Genomic DNA, 5097 nt, shown 5'->3' with positions numbered 1-5097 from the left:
CCCATCAACAGTCCTGAATTCTGGCCTTGGGCAATTTGTGCATCTGTCTTCCGGGCTTCGTCGAGTGCGCGTTCCGCAGCCAAAGTGACCACTGCATTGATCGCCGGGTTCACCGCTGAGATGCGCTCTAGATGCAGGGTGACGAGTTCGTGCGAAGAAATTGCCTTCCTTTGGATTGCAGTGGCCATTTCGACCGCAGAAGCAAATAGCCATTCCTGCATCAGGTACTTGTCCTCGTTGCTCAAAGGGAGCACCTGCCTGGCGCTCCCTTCATATGTAAGGCTCCGGGTGCTCAACAGCAGACCGGAGCCGGAAACACGGCGACGTTAGCCGGCAAGCCCCATCTTATAGTGATGCAGGTCGTAGGTGAGATGCATCCCCGCTCCGACGACGCCCGGGCGCACATGGCGGTACAGCGAGCGCCAGTAAGGCTGGATCGTTACCCCGTCGTCCTGAATGAGTTTCTGGATTTTCGCCATAACCGCACGGCGCTTATCCGCGTCAGCAATGGCAAGGGCTTCATCAAGCAGGGTATCGAACTCGGCATTTTCCCAGCCGAACTCATTCCAGGGCTCACCCGAGCGGTAAGCGACTGCCAGAATCTGGACCGCCAGGGCCCTATGGTTCCAGTTTGTCGAGGAGAACGGGTATTTGGCCCAATCATTCCAGAATGTTGATCCTGGCAAGACAGAGCGTTTCACTTTGATGCCTGCATCGCGCAATTGAGCGGCGACGGCGTCAGTGGTGTTCCGGCGCCAGTCGTCGTCAATGGACAGGAGCTCGTGTTCGAAGTCTTCCATGCCGGCCTCTTTCATCAGGGCAAGGGCACCTTCGGGGTCATATACGGCAGGCGGCAGCTCGGCATACTCCGGGTGTACTGGGGCTACATGGTGGTTCTCTGCCGGGATCCCCTGATCATTGTAGCCAAGTTCAAGACAGACTTTATTGTCCACAGCCATCGCAAGCGCGCGGCGGACCCGCACGTCCGCGTAGGGCTTTACTCCGTTCACCTCGGCCTGCTGATTGGGGCGAATGACAATGGTCGACGCGGTAACCACTTCGGATTTTTCCAGTCCGATACCGTCAAACAGCGAAATGTAGTCCCCCAGCGACTCATAGACCACATCGATCTCTTCGGCTTCGATAGCAGCCAGCCAGGAGGAAGGATCAGTTCCGTAGTCGATGAACTCGATCCGGTCCAGATACGGCCCGCCATAGACCTCTGTTCCCCACCATTCCTGCTCTGAGTTGCGGACCAGCACGGCTTTGGTGCCGACTTCCAGCACTTCAATGAGGTAAGGGCCGGTCCCGGCATTCTTGTGCCCATCGGCTGCATTGTAGGACTGATGAATGATTGCGGCAGGATAGTCCGCCATGGCCGGTACAATTGAGATATCCGGGCGGGGCAATTTCAGATGGACGGTGTGATCGTCCGCTACCTTGACGGCCCCTTCAATTGCCTTACCCGTCTCTGGATCTACAAGTGTCGCCATGCGGCCCGCCATCGAGTTGCCCTCGACCGACTTATCGCACCAGCCGATGATGTTTCGGGCGACATCCTCGGCGGTGAAGTTATCGCCGTTGTGCCATTTCACGCCCTTGCGAACATTGAGCGTGTATTCGGTGGCGGTGTCATTCACTTCCCAGCTTTCGAGCAGCATCCCCCGGAAGGTCCCGTCGTTGTTGTATTCGACCAGGTATTCCAAGGTACTGCGGGTGAGGTTCCCCATTTCCGACCAGTCATAGGTCCGGGGTTCTTTGAGGCTTTGCACATTCATCTGAACGCGCAGAGTGCCGCCCATCTTTGGTGTCTGAGATGCGAAGGCGGGTGAGGCCGCTCCAACCATCCCGTATGCGGTGGCCGCAGCGACCCCCATCGACGTGGCGCGTGCCAGGAATTCCCGGCGGCTCAACTTGCCGGCGCAATGTTCCTCGGCGTACATTTTTGCAGCTGGATGGATTTGGAGTTGTGGCTTGGATTGACTAGGCATTTCATCCTCCCGTGTAAAAGCCAGGCTTGTCCGCCGTGTGTGGCGGTTCAGTACGTTGCGATAGATGGCCCGCCTGCATCGGGCGCAGGCGGGAAGAGATCCAGCAATTGGCGTGCCAGCTCGTCCCGGATTGGTCCAAATTCTGGGTTATGATACAGGTTGAAGTGCTCACCGGGATCCGCGCTGCGGTCGAAGAGCTCCCCCCAACTCGGATTGTTTGCGTAGAGAGTGAGGCGCCATTTTTCTGTAATCAGTGTCTGATTGTAGGTCTCGGGACGGGTGCGAGCGTGGTACTCGGCTATAAGGTGGTCTTGAGTTTCGTGGAGTTCGTCCGGCAGGAGGTTGGCGAAAGACGTTCCATCTCCAGCCTCTCCGGCAAGGCCCAAGTACTCCAGCAGCGTCGCCTTGAGATCGACATGGCTGGTGAACTGCGGCCGCTGCCCCTGTGTCACATTGGGTCCCGCCATGATCAGCGGAATGTTCAGCAACTGACGGTAAGGTGCAGGCCCCTTTCGGATCAGATTGTGATCACCCAGCAGTTCGCCATGGTCTGAGGTGAAGATTATCAATGTATCTTCAGTCAGCCCCCGGTCATCAAGGACTTTCAGGATCTGGCCCACACGGCTGTCGATCATAGAGACCATTCCGTAGGTGTGAGCCATGGCTTGCCGAAGTGATGCGTCAGACAGGCTGTGTGTGGTCTGCATGAACCCTTGCTCGCGGGGTGGCCCTGGATCGCGCAGAAAATCCACGTAGCTCTTGCTGCCGTCTGCTCCGTCGCTTTCAGAGATATAGCTTGGCATGAGTGCAAGCTCGTTCACCTGTGCATCCGGAGCAGGCATGTCGGCGGGATCGTACATGTCGCACCAGGGGGCTGGCGGCGAGAACGGGTGATGCGGATCCGGAAAAGAGACAAGCAGGAAGAACGGGTTTGACGTGTCAGCAGCGGCAATGAAGTCGCATGCCTGGTCAGCTATCCAGCTATTGTAGTGCAATTCCTCCGGCACCGCGCTCTTCCAGATTTCATCACAATCCTCGGGCACCGGTGCGAGGGCGTTTTCCGGAAGGAACAGCTCTGCCGCCTCTGGTGCGGTTTTTCTCAGCCAGTTGGCATAGTGTCCGCCCTCTGTGGCGCTGACAGACTCACCGATCAGAATGTCGACGGTGTCAAATCCATAGAACGGCCCGTTCCACCCTGCACTCTCGGGAAGTTCCCAGAAGCCATTGGAATCGGGCATTTTGTGCTCTGCGCCGGCCAGGATTGGCTGGAAATGAAACTTTCCCACGCCGTGTGTTCTGTATCCGGCCGCCTTTAATTCATGCGAGATGAGAGGAATTTCTTCGCTCAGAGCAACACCGTTGCGGGTCAGCCCGTGGTTTCTGGCAAGGAGACCGGAAAACAGCGTTGCACGGCTCGGCGAACAAATCTGATGCGGCGTGTAGTGGTTTGTAAATACTGCTCCGCGCTCTGCCAGAACGTCCACATTGGGCGTTCTGGCAATTGGATTGCCTGTACACCCTAAGCTGTCAGCGCGCTGCTGATCAGTCATGATTAGAACAACATTTGTCATACCCGAACCGTCCTGTGATCGTGATCTCAAAACGGTAGCGGCAAATTTGCATCTAAAAAAATACTATGTTTTTGTACTGATATTCGAAATCCAAATATGACTTGTGATGTTTGACCGGAAGCAACTCGAAATCTTTCGCACTGTTATGAGCACTGGTTCGGTTTCCGGAGCAGCAACCCGCCTGAACCTCTCTCAACCCAGCGTCAGCCGTATCCTGGGCGATCTGGAGCGCGATTTCGGTTGCCCTTTGTTCACACGGAAAAGCAAGGGCGTGCAGCCGACCCCGGAAGCAGAAGAATTTCTGATCGAAGTCGAACGCACGTATTCCGCGCTAGCTTCTCTCGAAGAGGCTGCGGAGGAAATTGCCCGCAAGGAACGTGGTACTCTGACTTTTGGTGCAAATACCGCCTTGTCACTTGAGGTCGTGCCTCGGGCTCTGAAAGCTCTGGGAGTTCAGAAACACGATATTGCCGTCAACTGGCACGTCAAAACGTCCCGCTGGGTCACGGAATACGCCAGCATGGGTACGCTCAAGCTGGGCTTTGCCAACATTCAGGACATTCCTGAAGGCGTTAACCTGCTCTACGAAGGGGCAGTCCCGCATATGTGCATTCTGAGCGAAGAGCATGAACTTGCCCAAGCTCACAGCTCGCTTCACCTTGAGGATCTGCGAAAGGAACGGCTCATCGGGCTGCAAGGGGGCATCGCTGACGAATTGTCTATGCATCAGATTGGAGACAGGTTCCTTTCCCCATTGACGTCTGAGCTTTCGATAACGGCATTATTGCTGGGCGAACAAGATGTTGGCCTTCCTATCGCGGATGCATTCACTGCGCATTTCTGGACCGGACTGAAGCCGTCTGCCGCCCTTCCGATTGCCGATCTTCCAGCCTATCGTTTCGCCTTGTTTGAGCCCATTGGCGCGAGGCCTTCTCTCATCGCGCACCGGTTTAAGGAAGAACTTACCCGCGAAACGGAGCGCATTCTGCGCTGGATAGAGGAAATGCCCGGACAGACAGATGCTTGAAGTTCCGGTGGTCGGCTATGAAACCGCCGCGGGCGGCGCCTGAAACTTAAATCAGCGACCTTGCTCTCAAGCAAATCGAGTTAATGTGACAACACCCGGCCACCCGTTCACGGTGATGGATCAGGCCCGCGGCTATGCTGCGCGCGGCGGTGAGCCGAATGCTCCTCTGCCTATACCTATCAGGCGGACGCCTGCTGATCTGCCCCGAGTGCGCGCATGAATGGGCGGCGGTTGCGCCGTCTGACCTAGCCGCAGACGTGCGTGACAGCGTGGGCAATGTGCTATGTGATGGAGACACTGTGACGGTTGTGAAAGACCTGAAGCTTTAACAGGCGGCTGAATTAGTCAGGCCAGCGGGACGCTGTTCTCTCTGAGGGGGGCTGCGTTGTCTCCCTTCCGGATCGGGCGGCTGAAAGCAGGCTTGTGGCCACCTCATACAGCCTCATGCCGCCAGCAACCGGGGCAGCCGGGCGAGATTTCCAGCAGCGAGCGTCAGGATGAAGCGCGA

At 56.7% G+C, this 5097-nt stretch carries 5 protein-coding genes; 2 read left to right on the top strand and 3 right to left on the bottom strand.

Going from position 1 to position 5097, the window contains the following annotated elements; translation table 11 throughout:
• The 3 genes from A2I95_RS25685 to A2I95_RS25675 form a co-directional block, all read right to left on the bottom strand.
• Positions 1–245 (bottom strand): amidase family protein (locus A2I95_RS25685; protein ID WP_291734478.1); only part of this gene is annotated, 245 nt, incomplete at its 3' end.
• Positions 246–326: 81 nt separating this feature from the next.
• Complete coding sequence (locus tag A2I95_RS25680) at positions 327–1991, bottom strand: ABC transporter substrate-binding protein (RefSeq protein ID WP_291734476.1); 1665 nt, start codon at positions 1989–1991, stop codon at positions 327–329.
• Between the two features lie 47 nt (positions 1992–2038).
• On the bottom strand, positions 2039–3562 hold the full coding sequence (locus A2I95_RS25675) for a sulfatase-like hydrolase/transferase (RefSeq protein WP_291734475.1): 1524 nt from the start codon (positions 3560–3562) through the stop codon (positions 2039–2041).
• A 106-nt stretch (positions 3563–3668) separates the two neighbouring features.
• On the opposite strand from A2I95_RS25675, the gene A2I95_RS25670 reads away from it, so the two are divergent.
• Positions 3669–4589, top strand: coding sequence for a LysR family transcriptional regulator (locus A2I95_RS25670; protein WP_027260037.1), 921 nt, complete (start codon positions 3669–3671; stop codon positions 4587–4589).
• Between the two features lie 134 nt (positions 4590–4723).
• Positions 4724–4918: a PhnA domain-containing protein gene (locus A2I95_RS25665; RefSeq protein ID WP_367152584.1), complete on the top strand. Its 195-nt coding sequence runs from the start codon at positions 4724–4726 to the stop codon at positions 4916–4918.
• Positions 4919–5097 lie beyond the last annotated feature (179 nt).

It is taken from the genome of Leisingera sp. F5, from assembly GCF_001593695.1.
Note: the sequence above shows the minus strand (reverse complement) of the source record. Positions and strands in the feature narration are given on the sequence as shown.

Coding starts and splice junctions, on each gene's coding strand:
- A2I95_RS25680 (WP_291734476.1), bottom strand. CDS start 1,991: ATGCCTAGTCAATCCAAGCCACAACTCCAAATCCATCCAGCTGCAAAA.
- A2I95_RS25665 (WP_367152584.1), top strand. CDS start 4,724: ATGCTGCGCGCGGCGGTGAGCCGAATGCTCCTCTGCCTATACCTATCA.
- A2I95_RS25675 (WP_291734475.1), bottom strand. CDS start 3,562: ATGACAAATGTTGTTCTAATCATGACTGATCAGCAGCGCGCTGACAGC.
- A2I95_RS25670 (WP_027260037.1), top strand. CDS start 3,669: ATGTTTGACCGGAAGCAACTCGAAATCTTTCGCACTGTTATGAGCACT.